Annotated in this window: 17 protein-coding genes; 12 read left to right on the top strand and 5 right to left on the bottom strand. The window is 35.2% G+C overall.

Annotated elements, in window-relative coordinates:
- Positions 1-20: 20 nt before the first annotated feature.
- On the top strand, positions 21-1,115 hold the full coding sequence (ychF, locus tag ICJ84_RS10730; RefSeq protein WP_188216396.1) for a redox-regulated ATPase YchF: 1,095 nt from the start codon (positions 21-23) through the stop codon (positions 1,113-1,115).
- Between the two features lie 92 nt (positions 1,116-1,207).
- Here the strand turns inward: ychF and ICJ84_RS10725 are convergent, their stop codons facing one another.
- A complete protein-coding gene (locus tag ICJ84_RS10725; RefSeq protein WP_188216395.1) occupies positions 1,208-3,121 on the bottom strand; it encodes a peptide-N-glycosidase F-related protein in 1,914 nt (637 codons plus the stop codon).
- A gap of 39 nt (positions 3,122-3,160) precedes the next feature.
- Complete coding sequence (locus ICJ84_RS10720; RefSeq protein WP_188216394.1) at positions 3,161-4,447, bottom strand: transglutaminase domain-containing protein; 1,287 nt, start codon at positions 4,445-4,447, stop codon at positions 3,161-3,163.
- Positions 4,448-4,736: 289 nt separating this feature from the next.
- Between ICJ84_RS10720 and ICJ84_RS10715 the strand changes: the two genes are divergently transcribed.
- The 3 genes from ICJ84_RS10715 (at position 4,737) to ICJ84_RS10705 (ending at position 10,529) form a co-directional block, all read left to right on the top strand.
- Positions 4,737-5,642 carry a DMT family transporter gene (locus ICJ84_RS10715; protein ID WP_188216393.1) on the top strand — a complete coding sequence of 302 codons (906 nt, stop codon included), beginning with the start codon at positions 4,737-4,739 and terminating at the stop codon, positions 5,640-5,642.
- Between the two features lie 124 nt (positions 5,643-5,766).
- Complete coding sequence (locus ICJ84_RS10710) at positions 5,767-7,617, top strand: DNA topoisomerase IV subunit B (protein ID WP_188216392.1); 1,851 nt, start codon at positions 5,767-5,769, stop codon at positions 7,615-7,617.
- Positions 7,618-7,931: 314 nt separating this feature from the next.
- Positions 7,932-10,529: a DNA gyrase/topoisomerase IV subunit A gene (locus tag ICJ84_RS10705; protein WP_188216391.1), complete on the top strand. Its 2,598-nt coding sequence runs from the start codon at positions 7,932-7,934 to the stop codon at positions 10,527-10,529.
- Here the strand turns inward: ICJ84_RS10705 and ICJ84_RS10700 are convergent.
- Positions 10,526-11,323 carry a TerC family protein gene (locus ICJ84_RS10700; protein ID WP_188216390.1) on the bottom strand — a complete coding sequence of 266 codons (798 nt, stop codon included), beginning with the start codon at positions 11,321-11,323 and terminating at the stop codon, positions 10,526-10,528. The two genes, ICJ84_RS10705 and ICJ84_RS10700, sit on opposite strands and share 4 nt — an antisense overlap.
- Before the next feature lie 112 nt (positions 11,324-11,435).
- Here ICJ84_RS10700 and bshC point away from each other — a divergent pair, with 112 nt between their 5' ends.
- From bshC to ICJ84_RS10675, 5 genes are all read left to right on the top strand, one after another.
- The gene (bshC, locus tag ICJ84_RS10695) at positions 11,436-13,037 is read left to right on the top strand and encodes a bacillithiol biosynthesis cysteine-adding enzyme BshC (protein WP_188216389.1); all 1,602 of its coding nucleotides are present in this window, start codon (positions 11,436-11,438) and stop codon (positions 13,035-13,037) included.
- Positions 13,038-13,046: 9 nt separating this feature from the next.
- Complete coding sequence (locus ICJ84_RS10690; protein WP_188216388.1) at positions 13,047-14,420, top strand: pyridoxal phosphate-dependent decarboxylase family protein; 1,374 nt, start codon at positions 13,047-13,049, stop codon at positions 14,418-14,420.
- A 60-nt stretch (positions 14,421-14,480) separates the two neighbouring features.
- Positions 14,481-16,016 (top strand): glutamine-hydrolyzing GMP synthase, encoded by a 1,536-nt coding sequence (gene guaA, locus ICJ84_RS10685; protein WP_188216387.1) that lies wholly within the window; start codon positions 14,481-14,483, stop codon positions 16,014-16,016.
- Positions 16,017-16,292: 276 nt separating this feature from the next.
- Entirely contained in the window at positions 16,293-18,215 is a 1,923-nt protein-coding gene (locus tag ICJ84_RS10680; protein WP_188216386.1) for a PBP1 and LysM peptidoglycan-binding domain-containing protein, read from the top strand.
- A 24-nt stretch (positions 18,216-18,239) separates the two neighbouring features.
- Positions 18,240-18,470 carry a DUF3820 family protein gene (locus ICJ84_RS10675; protein WP_188216385.1) on the top strand — a complete coding sequence of 77 codons (231 nt, stop codon included), beginning with the start codon at positions 18,240-18,242 and terminating at the stop codon, positions 18,468-18,470.
- Here ICJ84_RS10675 and ICJ84_RS10670 read toward each other — a convergent pair.
- Entirely contained in the window at positions 18,460-18,855 is a 396-nt protein-coding gene (locus ICJ84_RS10670) for a hypothetical protein (RefSeq protein ID WP_188216384.1), read from the bottom strand. The two genes, ICJ84_RS10675 and ICJ84_RS10670, sit on opposite strands and share 11 nt — an antisense overlap.
- 314 nt (positions 18,856-19,169) lie before the next feature.
- Here ICJ84_RS10670 and ICJ84_RS10665 point away from each other — a divergent pair, with 314 nt between their 5' ends.
- From ICJ84_RS10665 to ICJ84_RS10655, 3 genes are all read left to right on the top strand, one after another.
- Positions 19,170-20,810, top strand: coding sequence for a CTP synthase (locus tag ICJ84_RS10665; RefSeq protein WP_188216383.1), 1,641 nt, complete (start codon positions 19,170-19,172; stop codon positions 20,808-20,810).
- A 77-nt stretch (positions 20,811-20,887) separates the two neighbouring features.
- Entirely contained in the window at positions 20,888-22,783 is a 1,896-nt protein-coding gene (gene yidC / locus ICJ84_RS10660) for a membrane protein insertase YidC (protein WP_188216382.1), read from the top strand.
- A gap of 138 nt (positions 22,784-22,921) precedes the next feature.
- The gene (locus tag ICJ84_RS10655; RefSeq protein WP_188216381.1) at positions 22,922-23,593 is read left to right on the top strand and encodes a toxin-antitoxin system YwqK family antitoxin; all 672 of its coding nucleotides are present in this window, start codon (positions 22,922-22,924) and stop codon (positions 23,591-23,593) included.
- 72 nt (positions 23,594-23,665) lie between these two features.
- On the opposite strand, the gene ICJ84_RS10650 is transcribed toward ICJ84_RS10655, so the two are convergent.
- Positions 23,666-24,640: a fasciclin domain-containing protein gene (locus ICJ84_RS10650; protein WP_188216380.1), complete on the bottom strand. Its 975-nt coding sequence runs from the start codon at positions 24,638-24,640 to the stop codon at positions 23,666-23,668.
- Between the last annotated feature and the right edge of the window lie 2 nt (positions 24,641-24,642).

Here is a 24,642-nt window from a genome sequence, read left to right as displayed (position 1 = left end):
TATATCTAATAATTAAATACATGAAAGCAGGTATTGTAGGATTACCAAACGTAGGGAAATCAACTTTATTCAATTGTTTGTCTAATGCAAAAGCGCAAAGTGCGAACTTCCCGTTCTGTACTATCGAACCTAATATTGGTGTGGTGAATGTGCCAGATCCGCGTTTAGAAAAATTAGAATCTTTGGTGAATCCGGAGCGTGTATTACCTGCAACTGTAGAGATTGTTGATATTGCCGGTTTAGTAAAAGGTGCTAGTAAAGGAGAAGGTTTAGGAAATCAATTCCTTGCAAATATTAGAGAAACCGATGCAATTTTACATGTATTACGTTGTTTTGATAATGATAATATTGTTCATGTTGATGGTAATGTAAATCCTATTCGCGATAAGGAAACTATTGATATGGAGTTACAGTTAAAAGATCTTGAAACGGTAGATAAGAAATTAGAGAAAGTAAAGCGTGCTGCTAAAACAGGTAATAAAGATGCTCAAAAAGAAGAAGCTGTATTGCTACAAATTAAAGCGGCTTTAGAGGCTGGAACTTCGGTTAGAGCTTTAGAGTTTTCTGAAGATGATTATGAAGATTTTGTGAAGCCGGCTCAGTTTATTACCGAAAAGCCAGTTATGTACGTTTGTAATGTAGATGAAGGTTCGGCAGTTTCAGGAAATGAATATGTTGAAAAAGTGCGTGAGGCTGTAAAAGATGAAAAGGCAGAGGTTTTAGTACTTGCTGTTGGAACTGAAGCTGATATTAATGAGTTGGAAGATTATGAAGAACGCCAAATGTTCTTAAGTGATATTGGTTTGGACGAACCAGGATCTTCTAAATTAATTCGTGCGGCTTACAAATTATTAAATCAACAGACTTATTTTACTGCTGGTGTAAAAGAAGTACGTGCTTGGACAGTAAATATTGGTGCTACAGCACCTCAGGCCGCTGGAGTAATTCACTCAGATTTTGAAAAAGGTTTCATTAGAGCTGAGGTTATAGGTTACGAAGATTATGTAACTTACGGAAGTGAAAGTAAAGTAAAGGAAGCTGGTAAAATGCGTGTTGAAGGAAAGAATTACATTGTTAAAGATGGCGATGTTATGCACTTCTTATTTAATGTTTAATTTGAAATAAATTCAATAGCAGTCTTAAAGGATTGCTTTAAAATATAAAATCCTGTATTGACAACAATACAGGATTTTTTTTATGATTAAGTTTAGGATTGAATTTTGTTAAATCGGCGATTCATCAAATGCGTTCCGTTTAGGTGAATTTCCATGACATATCGTCCTTCTTCTAAATGACTAACGTTTAGGTCGGTTTTAGAGTTTCTAATATTTTGAAACTCGTGTTCTTCAATAAATACACCATCTTTTGTTAAAATAATTTTCATAGTTCCCGATTTGTTTCCAGTTGTGAAAATACTAAGACTATCTTTGGTCATTCGAGGATAGATATTTGCGGAGTAAATAGATGCTTCAGTTCTAGGTTTAAAGTTGTCGTTTACACGGAAATCATAAGATAATACATTTCCAAAATCACTTTCAAAAACATGTATGATTTGTCCATTTGTATCTTTCAACTGGAGTCTTCCAAATCCAGCTTTTCTATTATACCAGAACTCCAGGCCGTCACCAACTGTGTCGGTAAGTTTTAGACTGTATTTTCCTTTAGGAAGCACTAAAGTATCGTAGTATTGCGTAGCAGGAGTCATGACTTCAGGCTTTTTTTCAAAAATAATATGGTTGTTCTTATTATTAATAGTTAGATGATTTTCACCAGGATTGTTATTCGTTAGAAAATCAACAATTAAAGAGGGTGGGAGTGTTGGGATATCTTCAAATTCAGATGTTAGCTGATTATCGCCCAACCATTCATCATGCATTCCATTAGGTTTAATAAGTGTAACGCTAAAAGTATTGATTCCAGCATTAGAATCTATTTCGTCAGGAATGGTAATAACGGTAGATTCGTTGAATGCGAGATTGCCTTTCCAATCAAAACTTTTTTCTTCAAAGCCATTGGTTTTGTATTTAACGATTACCGAAATTAATGGAAACTTTCCTAAGTTTTTGATCTTAATTTTCGGGTTAAATGCAGCAGGGTTTTCACGGTTGAAGGCATCATCGTTATTTGGAGTAATGATTTCTTCAATAGCGACATCATTAGTATTGTTGGGTTCTGAATATTGAAAAAAGTATGAAGTAATCTGTTCTTTAGGTTGATCTATATTGTTGGCAGTAAATGGTTCCAAATTTAAATCTAAAACATGGTTGTTTTTGGATAAGGGGATATCAATAATATCAGGAAGTTGTAAATCACCCGGACACCAGTAACCACGATCGTAAATCCATGTGCCTCCTTGTGGATATAAAGGATTGTCGCTGCATTCTTTCCATAAATCGCGTTTATCAATGGTTTTCTCATCTACTTTTAATTCGCGCCATCGGCTGCAAAATTCACTACATCCGCTAGGCCTGTCCATACCATGACCAGTGTGTTGGATTCTGAATCTCCCGAAGGCAGCATTCTCTTCTTTGTTAATAGTTATTGGTGTTAAGCTGTTTTCAATATCATTTTTAGGGTTTCCATATTGAAAATTACCTTGCCACATATCTTGAACAGAAATAAAATTGGCTGCCGGAGGTCCAAAATCTATTTTAAATCCTATGGTTAAATCCCAACCGGTATCGGTTGATTCGTATCCGGAATGTTCGTAAACCACTTTAATGCTATCTCTTAAAAACGGAGCAAAATCGGTCACATCGGTTTTCCATGTGTAATTCCAGTCTTCTTTAAAACTGCTACCATAAGGTGTTAACATGCGTCCGATTTCGAATTCTCGTTCTTCGTTTTTATCATCTTTGCAAATGATTTTTACGCGATCCATATAATCCCAGTGGGCAATTTTAATATTTTCTGGATAGGCTAAAGTAAGATGCATCATTATTTTTCTAATCTCTTCAGATTTTGAAGGGAATTTAGCCCATGCAGCAAATGAATTTAAACCTTCTTTAGGATTTGTTATTATAGTGATTTTGTTATGAGCAATGACTTCGGTGCTATTTTTTACTTGTGTTTTAGTACATGCGACTAAAAAGGAAATAAGGATAAGTGATGCATATTTCATGGATATACTATAAGTTGTTATCAAATAAATGAGACAGAATTATTTTAAAATAAATTTAAATTCTTCGTCAGGTTTATCGGTTGTTGTCATAGAAAAACTTTGCTCAATATTGTTTTTCGGGTTACTTATAACAGCTTTGTATTTGGTGTTCTTTTTTAGTTTAATTTTTAAAAACTTGTTCATGTCGTCAGTAGGTCTTGGCGAATAGCCAAAGTCAACAATTTTGTCATCTAAATAAATATCAACTCTACAGTCTAATCTGGCATCGCTTGTAGAAGTGTTGTCGTTTTTAAAAACAACTATATTGCTCATAAGTTCATCTTCTTCGAGTTTGGAATCTGCTAAGGATTTTTCATACAAATCGATATAGCGCTGTGTAACATTCACTCCATGAATATAGGGTTTGTCATTGCTTTTGTCAGCCCGTCGTTTCCATTCGCGTAATTTTGAAATTGTAACTGAATCCAACATAGTAGTATCTAATTCTCTTAAAAGGAATTTTGCTGCTCTTCCTGCATAATAATACTGGCCTGTAGGTTTATAAGAAACGGCATAAATCCAGTGTAGTGGATTGTTAGGGTCTGCTTTACCGGCATCAGCTAAAAACCATGATTTATTTAAATCATCTGGATAGTATTCAATAAATTTCCATTCGTTGTCGATATAAACTTCGCACCAGGTATGGTTACCTTTCATATTAGTCCACATTGGGGTTCCTGCTAATCGTGAAGGAATACCAACAGCACGAAAGGCATCGGTTAGAATAATGGATAAACCGGTGCAGGTTGCCATGTTTTCTGCCATGGCTTCTTTTGGGCTGGAGTCTACAATAGATCGTTTAATGTTGTATTCTACGTTAACCTCTTTATTGATAGGTTTTGCGATAGAGAAAATGGCATCTTTTAAATTGGTTTCGTATTCCACATACTTTGAAAAGCGTTCGTAGAAGTCCTTGCGCCAGGGATCTCTGGTTTCGGCTACATTAATATAAGGTAAAACTTCATTGAAGAAAATAGAATCAGGCAAGGTTTTACACCAAGGAAATCGTTCTCGAGCTTTATAGGCGTATTCGGCATTTTCTAAAAGAAAATCGGCCTTTAAAGAAATTAAATCACGTTCTGGCATGTAACTAATTAAAAACGCCATGCCTTCCTTTTGGTTTTTGGGTGCATCGGTTAAAGCTTTTAAAATTTCTGGTGCATTGGTGTTTGCTTTAACTAGTGCACTATCTAACAGTGCGTAATAGTTTTCAGGAACATCGGGATATTTTGATTGACAACCAAGTAATGTGGTTGTAATGATAAGTGATAAAATTAAATGTTTCATGTTTTTGGGTTGATAAGTGTAAAGCTGTAAATTATGAAAAATAGGGAGGACGTACTGTGTATTTTCGACTAACAACATGTTTTTGATTCTGAACATCGTAATATTTTGTTACAGTTAGGTTTTCTTTCAAAACGACCTCTTATTTTCGCTTAATGAAAAGTGACTTGTAATCAAGTTGAAGTGAGTAGATGTATTGATGGTAAAACATAAGTTTACGAACTCATATCGCAAATTATGTTTGCGATTTGAGTAATTGCATCTGAAAATAAAGTTAAATAGAGATTAATAGATGAAATCAACACAATCTTTCATTTACGGTGTTTTAATAGGGGTTTTAGCGGTCGTGCTATTTTCGTCTAAAGCAGTGATGGTGAAATTAGCTTATCAATACGAAGTGGATGCTATTAGTGTTTTATTGCTTCGTATGTTGTTTTCGTTTCCGTTTTATCTTGTCATTATCTATTTGTATAGAAATGAAAAGCCAACCATGGATGTCACTCGTAAAGATTATATGTGGGTCGTGTTTTTTGGTTTTGTAGGGTATTATCTGGCGAGTTATTTTGACTTTGTAGGCTTAACGTATATAAAAGCCAGTTTAGAACGCATTATTCTGTTTGTGTATCCTACCATAGTCTTGTTTTTTAATAAATTGTTTTTAAAGAAACCAATTACTAAAATACAGGCGGGTGCTATTGCTCTAACGTATTTGGGAGTTGTAATTGCGTTTTGGGATGAGGTTAATATTTCGGGAGCCGATACCGTTTTAGGTGGTTTTCTTATTTTTTTGAGTGCTGTAACCTATGCTTCATATCTGGTGGGTACGGGGTGGCTGATTCCTAAATTTGGAGTCGTAAAGTTCACTTCTTACGCTATGTTAGTGTCTTGTTTGTGTGTGTTTATTCATTATGGATTTATAAAAGAAGCAGATTTGTTTAGTTTTCCATGGCAGGTGTATGGTTACGGATTTTTAATAGCGGTTTTTGCTACTGTTATTCCATCGTTTTTAGTGTCCACTTCCATAAAAATGATTAGTTCTTCAAACTTTGCTATCGTAGCAGGAGTAGGGCCTATCTCGACAATTATACTGGCTGCCATCTTTTTAAATGAAAAATTAACCTTGCTACAATTTTTTGGTGCTTTAATCGTAATAATTGGTATCTTGGTGGTCTCTTTAAAAAAACAAGGCAATCAATAGTTTAGAGGTTTTTAACAAAATACAAGGGGTATTTTGTTAATTAATTTTGTGAAAAGGAGGTTTCATTTTTTAAAGTGTTGTATTATATTAGCATCAAATCTCAATAAAAACTTACTGAAAATTTATGGTAGAAGAAACCAATTACACCGAAGATAATATACGTTCGTTAGACTGGAAAGAGCACATTCGTATGCGACCAGGAATGTATATCGGTAAACTTGGTGATGGTTCTTCACCAGACGATGGTATATATATTCTTCTTAAAGAGGTGCTCGATAACTCGATTGATGAGTATGTTATGGGCGCCGGAAAAACCATCGAGATTTCCATTCAGGGAAACAAGGTGATTGTTAGAGATTTCGGTCGAGGTATTCCGTTAGGTAAAGTAGTAGACGTGGTGTCTAAAATGAACACCGGGGGTAAGTACGACTCAAAAGCCTTTAAGAAATCAGTAGGATTAAATGGGGTAGGTACCAAGGCGGTAAATGCCCTGTCATCTTACTTCAGAGTAGAATCGACACGTGATAATAAATCAGCTTCAGCAGAGTTCGAAAAAGGGGAGTTAACCGACCAGGAGTTTTTAGATGAAACCTCACGCCGCAAAGGAACCAAAGTATCCTTTGTTCCAGATGAAACTATTTTTAAAAACTATAAGTTTAGAAACGAGTATATCGTTAAAATGCTTAAAAACTATGTGTACCTGAATCCTGGTTTAACCATAGTTTTTAACGGAGAAAAATATTTTAGTGAACATGGTCTTAAAGATTTATTATCTGAAAATATTAACCCTGATGATCGTTTGTATCCTATCATTCACTTGCGTGGCGACGATATTGAAATAGCTTTAACGCATAGTAAAACACAATACAGCGAAGAGTATCATTCGTTTGTTAACGGACAAAATACAACGCAGGGAGGTACTCATTTAAATGCGTTTAGAGAGGCTTTGGTAAAAACTGTTCGCGAATATTATGGTAAAAATTACGATGCTTCCGATATTAGAAAATCGGTAGTAAGTGCCATTGCCATTAAGGTGATGGAACCTGTCTTCGAAAGTCAAACTAAAACGAAATTGGGATCGACCGACATGGGTGGCGATTTGCCAACGGTAAGGACCTATGTAAACGACTTTGTAAAAACCTATTTAGATAACTATTTACATAAAAATCCAGAGGCAGCTGATAAGCTTCAGCGTAAAATATTGCAAGCCGAGCGCGAACGAAAAGAACTTTCTGGTATTCGTAAGTTGGCTAAAGATCGTGCGAAAAAGGCGAGTCTTCATAATAAAAAATTACGCGATTGTCGGGTGCACTTTGGCGATACCAAAAACGAGCGCAACTTAGAAAGTACTTTGTTTATCACCGAGGGAGATTCGGCTTCAGGAAGCATCACCAAATCACGCGATGTCAATACCCAGGCGGTATTCAGTTTAAAAGGAAAGCCTTTAAATTGTTATGGATTAACTAAGAAGATTGTTTACGAAAACGAAGAGTTTAACCTATTACAGGCGGCTTTAAATATTGAAGAGTCTTTAGAAGATTTACGATATAACAATGTTGTTATCGCAACCGATGCCGATGTTGATGGTATGCACATTCGTTTGTTATTAATCACCTTCTTCTTGCAGTTTTTCCCGGAAGTGATTAAAGAAGGGCATTTATATATTTTACAAACCCCGTTGTTCAGGGTAAGGAACAAGAAAGAAACTATTTATTGCTATACCGAAGAAGAACGAATCAATGCCATTGAAAAACTAAAACCAAAACCAGAAATCACCCGATTTAAAGGTTTAGGGGAGATATCGCCAGACGAGTTTAAACATTTTATAGGTGAGGATATTCGTCTCGATCCTGTAATGCTCGATAGTAACATGTCTATAGAAGAATTATTGTCTTTTTACATGGGTAAAAATACACCAACAAGGCAAGAGTTTATAATTGATAACTTAAAGGTTGAATTGGATATTATTGAATAATCAGCTTTTTAAATTGTTAATAAATCATTATTTCAGCGTTAAAATAAGAATTTGATGATAAAGTTTCGTTAAAGAGCATGCTAACATTATAAATTTAGAATTAATTTTGTAGTACAAAAATTAATAAACCCCTGTGTTAAACAGGCTAAAAAATAAAGATAATGTTGTATACTAAAGAAAGAACAAACGAGATAAAAAGAGATTATTCTTATTTACACATTGAAGAACCAAATATTGTAAATAGAAAACGAGTAATTAAAATTAAAGGGCGAGTGACGCTTAGCGGAAAGCCTAAAGAAAACTAACACATTTAAATGATTGAAGAAGGCGACGATTTAATTAACGAACAAGACGAACCACAGGAAACAATTACTCGTGTTACGGGAATGTATAAAGACTGGTTTTTAGATTATGCCTCGTACGTTATTTTAGAACGTGCCGTGCCTGCAATTGAAGACGGGTTTAAACCTGTACAGCGCCGTATCATGCATTCTATGAAGGATTTAGATGATGGGCGTTATAACAAAGTGGCCAATATTGTAGGGCACACCATGCAGTACCATCCTCACGGAGACGCAAGTATAGCCGATGCTATGGTGCAAATAGGCCAAAAAGATTTGTTAATCGATACTCAGGGAAACTGGGGAAACATTTTAACAGGTGATGGTGCTGCTGCTTCTCGATACATCGAAGCGCGTTTATCTAAATTTGCGCTCGATGTTGTTTACAATCCTAAAATTACTGAATGGCAGGCATCTTACGATGGCCGCCGAAAAGAGCCTATAAATCTGCCGGTTATGTTCCCGCTGTTATTAGCACAGGGAGCAGAAGGTATTGCCGTAGGACTTTCTACAAAAATATTGCCTCATAACTTTATTGAACTTATTGAGGCTTCCATAAAACATTTACAAGGTAAACGCTTTACTTTGGTTCCTGATTTTCCAACCGCTGGAATTGCCGATGTATCAGGGTATAACGACGGTATGCGTGGTGGAAAAGTGCGTGTACGCGCAAAAATTTCGCAATTAGATAAAAACACTTTGGTAATTACCGAATTGCCATTCGGTACCAATACCTCGTCGTTAATTGATTCTATTCTTAAAGCGAACGAAAAAGGGAAAATCAAGATTAAAAAAATTGAAGATAATACAGCGGCCCAAGTTGAAATTTTAGTGCATTTGCCTTCTGGATTATCGCCAGATAAAACCATCGATGCTCTATATGCGTTTACCAGTTGCGAGAGTTCTATTTCGCCATTAGGTTGTGTTATTGAAGATAATAAACCGTTGTTTGTTGGGGTGAGTGAAATGCTTCGCCGTAGTACCGATAATACAGTTCAATTATTAAAACAGGATTTAGAAGTAAAGCTTGGTGAATTTGAAGAACAATGGCATTTTGCTTCGTTAGAGCGCATCTTTATAGAAAACAGAGTCTATCGCGACATTGAGGAAGAAGAGACCTGGGAAGGCGTTATTCAAGCGATTGATAAAGGACTTCAGCCACATATAAAACACTTAAAACGTGCAATTACCGAAGAAGATATAGTCCGTTTAACAGAGATTCGCATTAAGCGTATTTCAAAATTTGATATTGATAAAGCACAGCAAAAAATAGATGCTTTAGAAGAGCAAATTGCTCAAATAAAACATCATTTAGAACATTTAATCGATTATACCATTGCTTATTTTACCAGACTTAAAAAAGAATATGGTGAAGGGCGTGAACGCAAAACCGAAATCCGTGCGTTTGATGATGTTGATGCGACTAAAGTGGTTATTCGTAATACAAAATTATATGTTAATCGTGAAGAAGGTTTCGTAGGAACGTCTTTAAAGCGCGACGAATATGTCTGCGATTGTAGCGATATAGACGATGTGATTGTGTTTACTAAAAATGGTAATATGATTGTAACCAAAGTAGATTCAAAAACATTTGTTGGTAAAGATATTATTCATGTTGATGTCTTTAAGAAAAAGGACAAGCGTACCATTTACAATCTTATTTATCGAGATGGTAAAAGCGGGCCTTCCTATATAAAACGTTTTGCTGTAACCGGAATTACGCGTGATAAGGAATACGATTTAACGAACGGAAACAAAGGTTCTACTCTATTGTATTTTTCAGCGAATCCAAACGGAGAAGCCGAAGTGGTAAGTATTTTTCTTAGACAGGCCGGAAGTATTAAAAAGCTGAAATGGGATATCGATTTTGCCGATATTTTAATTAAAGGAAGGCAGTCTAAAGGAAATTTGGTAACCAAATACGCTATTAAAAAAGTAGAACTTAAAGAAAAAGGTGTTTCAACTTTAAAACCACGTAAAGTGTGGTTTGATGAGACTGTTCAGCGTTTAAATGTTGACGGTCGAGGGGAATTACTTGGAGAGTTCAGAGGAGAAGATAAGTTACTTATCATAAATCAAAAAGGTATTGCCAAAACGGTAACACCTGAGGTGACTTTGCATTTCGATAATGATATGATTGTTCTGGAGAAATGGAATCCTAAAAAGCCAATTTCAGCTATATATTATAATGGCGAACGCGAATTGTATTATGTAAAGCGTTTCTTGATTGAAAACGAAGGAAAAGAGGAACTATTTATATCAGAACATGAAAATTCACGATTGGAAATTGTTTCAACCGATTGGTTGCCAATGGCCGAAGTGGAATTTGTAAAAGAACGTGGTAAAGAACGGAAAGATAATTTGGAGGTTAATTTAGAAGAATTTATTTCGGTAAAAGGCATTTCAGCTATCGGAAACCAATTAACCAAAGAAAAGGTAAAGCAAATTAATTTGCTTGATCCGTTACCTTTTGAAGAACCGGAAGAAGTTCATGCAGACGACTTAGAAGTTATTGATGAAGATGTTGTAGATGGCGACGAATCAGACGATTCTCAAACCACTTTGTTTTAATCTGTTTTTTTCTGTTTTTTCTGAATTCTGAAGTTTATAAATTCTACGAATAACGAAAACGCAATAGCAAAATACAGATACCCTTTTGGTATGGCACCAACTGTATTACCAAAGAGTTGGGTGTGTGATAAGTGAGCCGATTCAGTAATCAGCATAAAACCAATAAGAATTAGAAAGGCTAAGCCTAGTATCTGCATACTCGGATGTGCATTGATGAATTTCCTAATCGGGTTAGCAAACCCAATCATAATAAAAATAGAGATAACCACAGCTATAATCATTAACATGAGATTGTAGTTGTGGTTTTCATGTAAACCGTTGGTCATTCCTACAGCTGTTAAAATGGAATCGACAGAAAAGATAAAATCGATGAGTAGAATTTGAACAATGGCCTGAGATAAACTCTTTAGTTTCTTTTTACTCAGATTGTCTTCATTGTGATGAGGTGTTTCTACTTTTTCGTGAATTTCCGAGGTGCTTTTAAAAATTAAAAATAATCCACCGCAGAATAAAATAATGGCCTGCCAACTTATCGAAATTTGAAGCCATGACAATTCTAAAGTATAAAAAGGTTCTTTTAAGCCAATTAAAAAGGTTACGAAAAACAATAAGATGATACGTTGAATCATGGCTAGTAATAAGCCTATAGTTGTGGCTTTAGATTGTTGTTTTTCAGGAAGCTTATTGGCAGCTATCGAAATAAAAACAATGTTATCTATTCCTAAAATTATTTCTAAAAAGGTTAATGTTAGTAGCGCCATGATGGCGTCGCTGGTTAAAAGAAAATCAAGCACGGTATAAAGTATTAGATTATAAATTTAAACAAAAACTCTTAACGAAATTTTTAGATTTTGCCACTATATTAACTATATCTTTGCAACTGCGTTTCAATTTTTAATATAAACTATGTTATTAGACGGTATTTCATTTAAAAACACAGGATATTTTTCAAGTCTTATCTGCGATTATCTGGATGAAAACCCTCAATTGAAACCCTTTTACAATCGCTTTCCTAATCTTGAAAATTTCAAGGAACAAATAGAAGAAAAAGCTTTGAGCTTTAGTTTGGAGTCTAGAGAAACTTTAGTCAAAGCTTTGAAAAGGCAGTATAAAAAGGTTGAAACATCAGAATTGACCTTGAGTCATATTGATGCGTTACAAAACGAAAATACGTTTACTATTACCACAGGACATCAGTTAAATCTGTTTACGGGGCCTTTGTATTTTCTGTATAAAATAGTCTCGACCATTAATCTTTCCAGAGATTTAAAGGAAGCTTATCCCGATTATAATTTTGTTCCAATATATTGGATGGCGACCGAAGATCACGATTTCGAAGAAATTAATTATTTCAATTTCAACGGTAAAAAAGTTCATTGGAATAGAACAGCCAGTGGACCGGTAGGTGAATTATCTACTGAAGGTTTAGAAGAGGTTTTTAACCTGTTTGCTTTAGAATTAGGAACTAGTAAAAACGCCGAATATTTAAAAAAGCTATTTAAGAAATCGTATTTGGAACACGATAATTTAGCTAACGCGACACGCTATTTGGCCAACGAATTATTTAAAGATTACGGTTTAGTCATCATTGATGCTAACGATAAAACTTTAAAGCAACAATTCATGCCTTATGTAAAGGAAGAATTATTTAGTAATACATCGTTTACAAAGGTTACAGAAACTAACGAACAGTTAAATGCTGTAAACAGCGATTACACCATTCAGGTGAATCCAAGAGAAATTAATGTGTTTTACATTAAAGAAGGATTGCGTGAACGTATCGTATTTGAAAATGAGACCTTTAGTGTTTTAAATACTGATATTGTTTGGACGACAGCCGAAATAGAACAGGAACTTCAGGAGTTTCCGGAACGCTTTAGTCCTAATGTGATTACACGACCGTTGTATCAGGAAGTGATTTTGCCAAACTTGTGTTATATTGGCGGTGGCGGTGAGTTGGCGTATTGGTTTCAGTTGAAGCAATTTTTTAATAAAGTCAACGTGACATTTCCGGTTTTATTACTGCGTAATTCGGTATTGATTGAAACTCAAAGTCAGTATAAAAAGCTTCAGAATTTAAATATATCAACGAGCGATATCTTTTTAAAGCAGTCAATATTAATTAATAAAAAAGTACGCGAAATATCGAATATAGATATCGATTTTTCAGCTCAAAAGGAAACACTTCAAAAACAATTTGAAGACTTATATACTTTGGCCGAACAAACCGATAAATCGTTTATTGGGGCGGTAAAAGCTCAGGAAGTAAAACAACTAAAAGGCTTAGAACATCTTGAAAAACGTTTGTTAAAAGCGCAGAAGAAAAAACTTGCAGATCAGGTGTCAAGAATGACCGATTTGCAAAATGAACTATTCCCAAATCAAAGTTTACAGGAACGCAATACCAATTTCTCTCAATTCTACATGGAGTACGGTACGAAATTGATTCCTACACTAATTAAATATCTTAATCCTTTAAATAAGGAATTTTCTCTTTTAAAATTATAAATAGTAAGCATGCATAAAATTGACATGGGACTTATTGAAATGACACTGGATGTCATGAAATATGTCATTGGACGAGTATCAGAAGTAGAGCATCCAATCGGGAAGCCTAAAAAGTATGAAGAGTTAAAAGCATTAGTAGGAGAAACCATTACCGAGAAGGGTGTTGGTGGCGAATATGCCTTTAACCTATGGAAGGAGCACTTATCTAAGGCGAATGTGCCGGTAGACCACCCAAGAAATTTGGCGTTTGTACCAGCCTCGCCAACCAGAGCGGCCATTATGTTCGATTTAATTACAGCTGCATCAAGTATTCATGGTGCTTACTGGATGGAAGGTGCCGGGGGTATTTTCTGTGAAAATGAAGCAATGAAATGGATTGTGTCTTTAACAGGTATGCCTGAAGGCGCTTTTGGAGTATTTACCAGTGGTGGTACATCTGCTAACCTTTCTGCAATTGTTACGGCTAGGGAAAACTGGCGTACTAATGATCCTAGTCATAAAGGTCAAAAAGGATTAATTATTACATCTATTGGTGCACATTCATCGGTTAAAGCGATGGCAAAAGTAGCCGATATCGATGTGCATTTAGTAGACACAGAAGATCGTTTAGAGGCTTCAGCATTAAGAGCTACGATTGATGGTTTATCTCCAATTGAGCGCGAGCGTTTATTTGCAGTTGTAGGTACCGGAGGAACAACCAATGCAGGTATTGTTGATGATTTAGATGGAATAGCAGATATTTGTGCTGAAGAAAATTTATGGTTTCACGTCGATGCCGCTTACGGTGGGGGGGCTTTATTAGCCGATTCTGTAAAACATTTATTCAAAGGCATTGGTAAGGCTGATAGTGTCACTATCGATCCGCATAAATGGTTATTCTCACCATACGATTGTGGTGCGGTAATTTATAAAGAACCGGAATTGGCAAAACAGGCGCATTCACAACAAGGATCATATTTAGATATTTTTAAAGATGAAGGCGCACACGGATTTAATCCAACCGACTACCAAATTCAATTAACCAGACGGGTTAGAGGATTACCTCTATGGTTTTCTCTAGCGATGCACGGAACCGATAAATATAAAGAAGCGGTTGAACGCGGAGTAGAACTGGCACAAATCGCTGGTAAAATGATTGAAGAAAGCCCATATTTAGAATTGGTTAGAGAGCCAAGTTTATCTTGTGTATTATATAGAAGAAAAGGTTGGTCGCCTCAGGATTATACCGACTGGACTTTTGAAAATCATAAAAAAGGCTTTGCTTTAGTAGCGCCAACAAAATGGAAAACAGGTGATGGTTTTGAAACCGTTTCTCGTTTCTGTTTCATCAATCCTGATACCACCGAGCGTGATATTGAGATGATATTGGAAACAATGGCCTAATTAATTTAAAAAAAAGCAGACACCTAATTGTCATTATAAAATCTATTATTATTTTTGCGCATGCAACACGATAAGGTATTAATTTTAGACTTCGGATCGCAATACACACAGCTTATTGCACGTCGAGTAAGAGAACTCAACATTTATTCCGAAATACATCCATTTAACAAAATCCCAGAAGATTTAGCGTCTTACAAATCGGTAATCCTTTCGGGGAGTCCTAATTCTGTTAGAGGAGAAGACGCGTTACACCCAAACTTAGACGGTATTAGAGGTGTGAAACCAATGCTAGCCGTTTGTTATGGAGCTCAGTATTTAGCGCATTTCTCAGGAGGAAATGTGGCGCCTTCAGACACTAGAGAGTATGGTCGCGCTAATTTATCATTCATAAAAAATGATGAGGAATTCTTCGCTAATATTAATGAAGGAAGTCAGGTTTGGATGAGTCACAGTGATACTATTAAAGAATTACCAACCAATGGCGTATTAATAGCAAGTACAAAAGATGTAACCAATGCGGCTTATCGTATTGAAGGAGAAGCAACTTATGCTATTCAATTCCATCCAGAGGTATATCACTCAACAGATGGTAAGCAATTATTAGAAAACTTTTTAGTAAAAATTGCTGGAGTAAACCAAGACTGGACACCAGATTCTTTTGTTGAAGAAACTGTCGAAGCGATTCAGGAAAAGGTTGGAAATGATAAAGTGGTACTAGGGTTATCTGGGGGAGTAGATTCTACCGTAGCTGCAGTACTTTTAAATAAGGCCATTGGTAAAAACTTATACTGTATTTTCGTAAATAACGGTTTATTACGTAAAAACGAATTCCAAAGCGTATTAAATCAGTATGAAGGTATGGGGCTTAATGTAAAGGGAGTAGATGCATCAGAGCGTTTCCTTGCTGCATTAGCAGGTCTTGAAGATCCGGAGTTAAAACGTAAAGCTATCGGTAAAACATTTATCGAAGTTTTCGATGATGAAGCTCACAAGTTAACCGATGTAAAATGGTTAGCTCAAGGAACGATTTATCCAGACGTTATTGAGAGTGTTTCTGCTACTGGAGGACCTTCTGCAACGATTAAGAGTCACCATAACGTAGGTGGATTACCAGATTTCATGAAGCTTAAAATTGTTGAGCCACTACGTGCTATTTTTAAAGATGAGGTGAGACGTGTTGGAGCAACTTTAGGTATCGATCCTGAATTATTAGGACGTCACCCGTTCCCAGGGCCAGGTTTAGGTATCCGTATTTTAGGTGATATCACCGCTGAGAAGGTTCGTATTTTACAAGAAGTTGATGCCATTTTCATTAACGGATTAAAAGAATGGGGACTTTACGATAAAGTTTGGCAAGCAGGCGCTATGTTGTTACCAGTAAACAGTGTAGGTGTTATGGGAGATGAGCGTACTTACGAAAAATGTGTAGCGCTTAGAGCCGTAGAGAGTACAGATGGAATGACAGCCGATTGGGTAAACTTACCTTACGAGTTTTTACAAAAAACTTCAAACGAGATAATAAATAAAGTTAAAGGCGTTAATAGAGTAGTATACGATATTAGCTCAAAACCGCCAGCAACTATAGAGTGGGAATAATTCTCATTTATAAATAAACCAAATAAAATGGTTTGTATTGGGTTACGTTTGTTAATTCGATACAAACCATTAATTTTTTATGTAGTTTGTCATTTTTACAAACAATATTTTTAGTTTAGCGGTATCTTATTGTCGTATACGAAACGTATATAGTAAGAGTTTTATATAATATTGTTAATCATGGGGTTTCAATTTTGGCATATTATATGTGACTAGATAGAAAAGAAGTGTATCTAACAAGAGGAACTTATCCTTAACAAAATAAAAGTAGATTAAATGTTTAAACATCTTTCCGTTTTAGGTTTTGCAGTGTTATTTGGTATAAATACAGCAAACGCACAAAATTTTAGTACACACCAGGTAAAAAAGGGAGAAACTGTTGAAGCGCTTGCTAAACAGTATTATGTAACACCTTCACAGATTTATGCGCTTAATCCTGATGCTAAAAAAGAGCTGAAACCTAATACGATTTTAATTATTCCAATTTCTAAAGCGAACAAGCCTGAAGTTGAAGAAACTAAAGAATTGGTTGGGTTTAAACCGCATCGTGTTAGTAAAAAGGAAACTTTATATAGTTTAGCTAAGGAGTATGATGTTTCTGAAGAGGATATTAAAAAACATAATAAATTTTTATATGCAGAGCCTTTACGTAAAGGTGATAAATTACAGATTCCGGTATTTAAAGTAACTCGAATAACAAAGGAGAATGATGCTGTAACCACCTATATTGTTAAGCCTAAAGAAGGAAAATGGCGTGTAGCGTATAAATTTGGAATTACCTTGAAAGAATTTGAAGAATTGAATCCGAATTTAGGTGATTCGCTTCAGGTAGGACAACAAGTGTATGTGCCGAATATTGCGAATAAAGATCAGAAATCGGTAGACGAACAATATAGTTATTACAAGGTATTGCCTAAAGAAGGTTTTTATCGTTTAAAAGTAAAATTAGGTTTAGAACAAGACGCTTTAGAAATGTTAAATCCCGAATTAAAGGAAACCGGTTTAAAGGAAGGTATGATTTTAAAAATACCATATTCTGCAGCCTTGAATGGCGAATCTGCTAGTGGAATAAAGCGTGTCGATTTAACTAATAAAATCTCAGATTTCAGTACGAAGCATATTGCAATCATGTTGCCGTTTCGATTGAATCGTGTCGATTACGACTCGGTCGCCGACACTAAACGTAGCATTAAAAGTGACCCTTATTTAAATGCTTCCTTAGATTTTCATTCAGGGGTATTAATGGCAGTAGATTCATTAAAGAAATTAGGCGTTTCTTTAAAAGTTGATGTCTACGATACCAAACATGAAGTAAGTGAAGTTGCAAGAATCATTAATAATAACGATTTTGAAACTGTTGATGCCGTTATCGGACCTTTAACTTCTAACACTTTTGAAAAAGCGGCAACCGAATTAAGACGATACAATACGCCAATTGTGTCACCAATCGGGACCAATTTAAAGCTTTACGATAATGTGTTTCAATCTCGACCTTCAGATCATTTATTGAAATCTAAAATTGTAAACTACGTAAAATCAGATTCAACCGCGAAAAACATTGTGGTGATTTCAGATACTAAAAATACGGCAATAGCTAACGAGTTAAAAAGTGAATTTACTTATGCCAGATTAGTCTTTTCACGTAAAGACAAGGACGGTAAAGATGCAAATTATGTTATGCTTGATGATATACAAAATGTATTAAAACCTGGTAAAAACTATGTGTTTTTAGAAACGCAGAGCGAAGGTTTAGCATCCAATGCAACCAGTATTTTAGCGTCACTTAATCAAGCAAAGAATGGAAACTCTGGAATTGAAATTATTTTAGTTACAACCAACTTCAATGAAGCTTTTGAAGGCGATGAGGTGTCTAACGAGCAATTGTCAAGATTACATTTTCACTATGCAACAACAGCGAAAAGTTATAGTGAGACCGATAATAATACCTTTGTAAAGGCTTACGAAAAGCAATATGGTATCACACCTAACAAACGCGCGGTAAAAGGATTTGATTTAACTATGGATGTGGCGTTACGATTAGTAACTTCAGAAAATTTATATACTTCGGTTAATCAGTCACCGCTTACAGAGTATGTTGAAAATAAGTTTGCTTATAATAAGGAGCTTGTTGGCGGGTATTATAACAATGCGGTCTATGTCGTGAAATATGATAATTTAAATATAGTTGTTGTAGAATAATCTACGACATCAGAAAACATCTTTATGCTTGCAGATAACAGGTTTTTAATAGACTTAGCGCATACTAAAATGCCATACGGAAAGTATAAAGATCGCTACTTAATAGATTTACCTGAGCACTACATTGTTTGGTACCATCAAAAAGGTTTTCCAAAAGGAAAACTGGGTGATATGCTTACGCAAGTGTACGAGTTAAAATTAAACGGATTGGAAGATTTAATTCGAAACATAAGAAAGCAGTACCCTAAACCGTAACTTTAGAGTACTGCTGACTCCACTTTAACAAAAATTGCTTGAAGCGATCGCTTCTTTCTTTGTAGGTCAAGGTCCATATAATAGACCATATCGAAGATGCAATAAAAATGCCTAAACCTAGTTTTGTGTCGTAAAACGATATGCCATAACTAATAACAACGCCTAAAATAAGGTTGAATATAAAGGCATGTTTTAGCTCCATTTTTATGAATCCTGTCAGGTAATTCCAGGAATTTAATTTATTTGAAATATGAATAGCTTCATCCTGAGCGAAATCCAACGAGATATATTGTGATAAAGGCATCTGTACCATTAATTCATTATTGTCTCGAGTAAAGTTGTAACCAAACTTTATTAAAAAGGTTTCAGTGTTTTCAATAGTCATGATTTCTGAAATTTTAATTGTTCCTAATTGATTGCAAGTAGGTTACAAGTGGTTAAATAAAGGTAATTCTTTTCGTTTAAAGTATTACTAACAAGAATGTTAAGTTATTGTAATGTTTCAATTTATGAGAATTTAATGTTTTTTCTGTTTAGATTTTAAGCATCTTTTAAGGTTTTTTGAAAAATTCAATCAGATTCTAGTTTAGCTGAAATTAGATTTCTTTTGCTGTTAATAATAAGCTGTTAAATAACTAAAAAACTATTCGGTAATAACTATTTTAATTTTGTAAATTTGCCTGCGTTTATAAGCGCATCATGACAAGTACAGCAAAATACATTTTCGTAACCGGAGGAGTTACATCATCATTAGGAAAAGGAATTATAGCGGCATCTTTAGCTAAGCTATTACAGGCCCAAGGATACAGGGTAACCATTCAAAAATTAGATCCATACATTAACGTAGATCCAGGAACCTTAAATCCATACGAACACGGTGAGTGTTATGTTACGGAAGATGGTGCTGAGACCGACTTAGATTTAGGTCATTACGAGCGTTTTTTAAACGTGCCTACCAGTCAGGCTAACAATGTAACCACAGGAAGAATTTACCAAAGCGTAATTCAAAAAGAACGTCGAGGCGAATTCTTAGGGAAAACAGTTCAGGTGGTTCCTCACATTACCGATGAAATTAAAGAACGTATTCAGATTTTAGGAAAATCTGGAGATTACGATATTATCATTACTGAAATTGGAGGAACTGTTGGTGATATCGAGTCATTACCTTATGTAGAGGCTGTACGTCAGTTACGTTGGGATTTAGGAGATAATAATGGTATTGTAATTCACTTAACTTTAGTGCCTTTCTTGGCTGCTGCTGGTGAGTTAAAAACAAAACCAACGCAACACAGTGTCAAAACCTTGATGGAAAGTGGAGTACAGGCTGATATTTTAGTGTGTAGAACAGAGCACGATTTACCATCAGATATTCGTCGTAAACTGGCATTATTCTGTAATGTTAGAGAAGAAGCAGTAATTCAGTCTATCGATGCTTCAACCATTTACGATGTTCCAAACTTAATGTTAGAGGAAGGTTTAGATAAAGTGGTTCTTAAAAAATTAGGATTAGCTTCTACAACTCCAGACATTTCAAAATGGAACGAGTTTTTAACGCGTTTAAAAAATCCAAAAACCGAAATTACTATTGGTTTAATTGGTAAATACGTAGAATTACAAGATTCATATAAATCGATTTTAGAAGCTTTTATTCACGCAGGTGCTGCTAACGAAGTAAAAGTAAATGTAGAATCGGTTCACTCAGAATATATCAATAAAGACAACGTAGCACTTAAATTAGGTCACTTAGATGGTATTCTTGTGGCACCTGGTTTTGGTGAGCGTGGTATTGAAGGTAAAATTGATGCTGTACAATATGTACGTGAAAACAATGTACCATATTTTGGTATTTGTTTAGGTATGCAAATGGCAGTAATCGAGTTTTCTAGAAACGTACTTGGTTTAAAAGATGCCGATTCAACCGAGATGAACTCGAAGACATCTAACCCGGTTATCGCTTTAATGGAAGATCAGAAAACTGTTACCGATAAAGGTGGAACCATGCGTTTAGGAGCTTGGGACTGTGACTTGAAATTAGGAAGTGCTGTACGAGATATTTATAAGTCTGAACATATTTCAGAGCGTCACCGTCACCGTTACGAATTTAATGGCGATTACAAAGAAGCTATTGAAGCAGCAGGTATGAAAGCAACTGGATTAAATCCTGAAACCGGATTGGTAGAAATTGTTGAAATTCCTACACATCCTTGGTTTGTTGGGGTTCAATATCACCCTGAATATAAGAGTACCGTTGCAAACCCGCACCCATTATTTGTGGCCTTTGTAAAAGCAGCTTTAAATCATAAAAAGAAGACATCAAGTGCCAGAATGGCACAAAAGTAATATTGGTGAGCTTATTGCTATAAGGTTGTTGGTTTTAGCTAACAACCTTACGTATTATATAGATATAAACAGAATTCATGGAAGAAAAAAAATTAGATCTTAATTCGATAGTAGGTTTTATACTTATTTTCGGAATTTTAATGTTCATGCTTTGGAAAAACCAGCCAACGCCTGAAGAACTTGAAGCACAAGAAAAGGCAAAGCAGGAACAGGTAGTAGCTGAGAAAAAAGCTAAAGAAAAGGACGCTTCGTTTGTAGAGGCAGCCGAAGATTTTTCGGCAGGATCAGTATCCGATTCCTTAAAATTAATTGCATTAAAAAATAAATTAGGCGCTTTTGCCTATTCTGCAGTTAATACTTCAAATGAAGAAACTTTAGTAGAAAGCGATTTATTAGCTTTAAAGTTTAGCAATAAAGGAGGATATCTTTCAGAAGTACGATTAAAAGAATTTGTAGATTTCAAAGGAAATCCTGTCTACATAGTAAAAGATAACAATGCCTCTTTTAATATCAATTTCGGTACAACCGACAGCAGAATATTAAACACTAAAGATTTAATTTTTGCACCAACCATCACAAAAAATGGAGATGTTACGGTGGTTTCTATGAAACTTAAAGTGTCTGAATCTAAGTATTTAGAATACCGTTACGAGTTAAAAGATGGTGATTATATGATGAATTTCACTATCCGTTCTCAAGGCTTAAGTGAAGTTATTAATGCTTCTCAAGAGATTAATTTAGACTGGAATTTAAAAACCTATCGTCACGCAAAAAGTATTTCTTATGAAAATCGTTATACCGAAATGGTGTACGAGTACGAAGATGGTAAAGACAACTATTTAGGGCAACGTGAATTAAGTGATGATACGGCTGAAGATGTTACCTATGTAGCTTTCAAACAGCACTTCTTTACCTCGGTATTATTATCAGATGAGCCAATTAAAATAGCAACTTTAGAGTCTCGTAACTTAGTTCAAGACGAGGATATTGATACGGTTTACACGAAAGCCTTCACTGCTAAAATGCCTTTACAGTTAAAAGGAGGTGAGTTAAGTCAGTCTATGGATTGGTATTACGGACCAAGTGATTACAAAATATTAAATAAATACGACAGAAATTTAGATGAGATTGTTCCGTTAGGATGGGGTATTTTCGGTTGGATTAACCGTTACTTATTCATTCCGTTCTTCGCTTTCCTAAGTAGCTTCTTACCATACGGTATTGCTATTATTGTTATGACGATTTCTATTAAATTAATCATGTCGTTTGTACAATACAAGCAATTCTTATCTCAGGCTAAAATGAAAATTTTAAAGCCGGAATTAGATGAGATTCGTGAAAAGTACAAAGACAATAAAATGAAAGCGCAGCAAGAAACCTTAGCGTTACAAACTAAGGCAGGAGCGAGCCCAATGGCAGGATGTTTACCAGCGTTAATACAATTACCGGTATTCTATGCGCTGTTCCAGTTTTTCCCATCGGCTTTCGATTTACGTCAAAAAAGTTTCTTATGGGCAGAAGATTTATCGTCTTACGATACCATTGCAGAATTGCCATTTAAGATTCCGTTTTACGGCGATCACGTAAGTTTATTCCCGTTATTAGCGTCTATAGCTATCTTTTTCTATATGCGTTTAACAACGGGGCAACAAATGGCAACACAGCCACAGCAAGAAGGTATGCCTGATATGGGTAAAATGATGAAGTACATGATGTATTTCTCACCAATCATGATGTTATTCTTCTTCAACAACTATGCGTCAGGATTAAGTTTATATTACTTTATTTCTAACTTAATTAGTATTGGTATTATTTTAGTGATTAAGAATTTCATTCTTGATGAAGATAAAATTCACGCTCAAATTCAGGAAAATAAAAAGAAACCTAAGAAGGAGAGTCGTTTTCAGCAAAAGATGAAGCAAATGATGGAAGAAGCTGAAAAACAAAAGCAAATGCAACAAAAACGCAAATAATTATTTGTAATTATATTAAAAAGCTGCCATAATTTTATGGCAGCTTTTTTGTTTTTAAAATAGGAGTAAAAGCAATACTTTCGTTGTTTTGTAGTTAATTCAATAACCTCAAAATCTACTATAATTAAATTTAGAATTATGAAATTATTACATCTCACTTTAGTTTTATTCATAACATCTTTCGTTTCAGCACAAAGCATCAATCAATTAGATGCTAATGGAAAACGCGATGGCATCTGGAAAAAGAATTTCGATGGTACTAATGTGTTGCGCTACGAGGGAGAATTTACCCATGGCAAAGAAACCGGACTTTTTAAATTCTATAAAAACATCAAAAATAAAGCGGTTTTAACAGCAACGAAAAAGTTTAATCCGCAAACCAATATTGCCGAAGTCACCTTTTATGGGTCGACAGGAAAAGTGATAAGTGAAGGGAAAATGAACGGTAAACTATATATTGGTGAATGGAAATATTATCAGAAGAACAATAATAATCTTTTAATTCTGGAGCATTATAACTTAAAAGGCGAGCTGGAAGGTGAACGTGTTGTGTATTATGAAAATGGTGTTATGGCCGAAAAACAAAACTACAAAGCCGGCGTGTTAGATGGCGAGGCTTTGTCATATTCAGAAAGCAATAAACTAATTAATCGGTCGCATTATGTAAATGGTGTTATGGACGGAAAGTATGTTGTTTATGCTCTTGATGGAACAGCAGAAGTAGAAGGCCAGTTTAAGCAGGGACAAAAATCCGGAATTTGGAAATATTACGAGAATGGAAATTTAAAAGAACAGAAAAATTTCGATTAAAACATAAAACCTCCTTAGTAAGCTAAGGAGGTTTTTTTCTAATAAAGATTTAAAACTACTAACCAATCAATATTAGTTCAGAGGAAATAAAATAACTTTATCTATAACGTGTACCACACCATTAGTGGCTTGGATATCAACTAACGAAGTCACAATATTACTCACCCTACCATTGGAATCAGTTAAAGTAAAAGCTGAGGCATCTGCGGTAATGTCGCCTCCAAGTGTAGTGACAGTTCCACTTACTAATTGCGAAGATTGCAAGTTGGCATTCACAATATGATGTAATAAAACAGCATCAACAGTATCGGTAGCTATATCAGTTAAAGCACTAACATTTAATTCTGCTAGTAAAGAAACAAAGGCATCGTTTGTTGGAGCAAATACAGTAAACGGTCCTGCGTTCGGATTCGATACGGTTTCAATATATGGCACCGTAGGCATTCCTGTATCGGCGTAAGCTAGAACATCAACCAAAGTCGATAATGCTGCGTTTGATGTTGCAAATGTAGCTATGGTTGGTAAATCGATAACACCATTCACAACGTGTATAATTCCGTTAGAGGCTTTAATGTCAGGAACAGTTACCGAAGAGCTACCATTAAACATCACTCCAGAAGTTCCGTTGTAATATAGACTTAGTTTTGTGTTATTTGGGCCATCAGCTAGGGTGTTAGTGTATCCCATGTTTCCAATCAGGTCAGAAGACATGATATTTGAACCGCCAATAACGTGATTCAAAAGAATTTGAGTTAGAACATTTGTAGGTACTGCGTCTAACGAAGCAAAACCTTTTGCAGATAAAAACGCAGTGAATGCGGTGTTAGTCGGAGCTAGAACGGTTTTGTCGCCAGCAGCAGAGAGCGCGTCTACTAAATCGGCTTTAACAACAGCTTCCACCAAAAGACTTAATTCTGGAGTGGCTTGAGCAATTTCAACAATGTTTAAAGGCTTTTGCATTTTGTCATCATCATCGTCACTACACGATGAAAATACAATTACAGCCAATAATAACATAAGTACTTTTAAGGTTTTTAAGTTTTTCATTT

The organism is Aestuariibaculum suncheonense (assembly GCF_014596935.1).
In the GTDB taxonomy this organism is placed as follows: Bacteria; Bacteroidota; Bacteroidia; order Flavobacteriales; family Flavobacteriaceae; genus Aestuariibaculum; species Aestuariibaculum suncheonense.
The sequence above is the reverse complement of the archived record's forward strand: the minus strand, read 5'-3'. Positions and strand labels throughout refer to the sequence as shown.